The organism is Tenacibaculum sp. IB213877, from assembly GCF_034043975.1.
In the GTDB taxonomy this organism is placed as follows: domain Bacteria; phylum Bacteroidota; class Bacteroidia; order Flavobacteriales; family Flavobacteriaceae; genus Polaribacter.
In genome coordinates this window covers 1-745 of record NZ_JAXCHH010000040.1, presented here as the reverse complement: position 1 = coordinate 745, position 745 = coordinate 1, and the positions used below count along the sequence as shown (strand labels likewise).

1 protein-coding gene is annotated in these 745 nt (G+C 39.3%); it reads right to left on the bottom strand.

Features of this window, described 5'->3' with window-relative positions; genetic code table 11:
• Positions 1-745: SprB repeat-containing protein (locus tag SLH33_RS12990; protein ID WP_320419544.1), on the bottom strand; the 745-nt coding region annotated here is incomplete at both ends.

The window sequence follows — 745 nt, the reverse complement described above, 5'->3', positions numbered from 1 at the left end:
TGCTGTTCCTGGACAGTTGTTACTATCTACTACGGATACTGAATAATCGCCTGCTGCTACATTAGTAAAGGTATGTGCTGCTGTGCCACTTGCCGTTGATACTATGGCACTAGTAACTGTGTTAGTTAAGGTGAAGGTATATGTACCTGTTCCTCCACTTGGAGTTACCGTAATACTTCCGCCTGTGCTACTATCACATGAATTATCATCTTTTACTACTGTAAATTCAACTAAAGTAGTATTTGCAACGGTTTCTGTTACTGTTACCTCACATCCGTTTGCATCTCTTACAGTAATATCATATGTACCTGACGTTAAATTATTAAATACGTTATTACTGCTAAATGCTACTGCTGGTGATGTTCCTGTTACTGGAGTTAAACTATAGGTATAACCTCCCCAACCGTCTGATCCGGTAGCAGTGATACTACCATCTCCTCCATTAAAACAACTTACACCTACTGGAGTTGTTGCTAATGCTAATGGAACTGTTGGCTCATCTATAGTTACCGTTGGTGAAGTTACCGGACAGAATGGACTATCGGTCATCGTTACTTGTACATAATAAGTACCTGCTGATAATCCTGTAATACTTACTGCTGTACCTCCAATTCCTGTTCCTGTAATACCTGTTGAGATACTTGTAGCATTATCAATAACATCATAGTTATAGTTTCCTGTGTATGGTGAACTTACACTGAAATCAAAATCAAATGCGCCTTCATTACTGCCTACACACGCTACA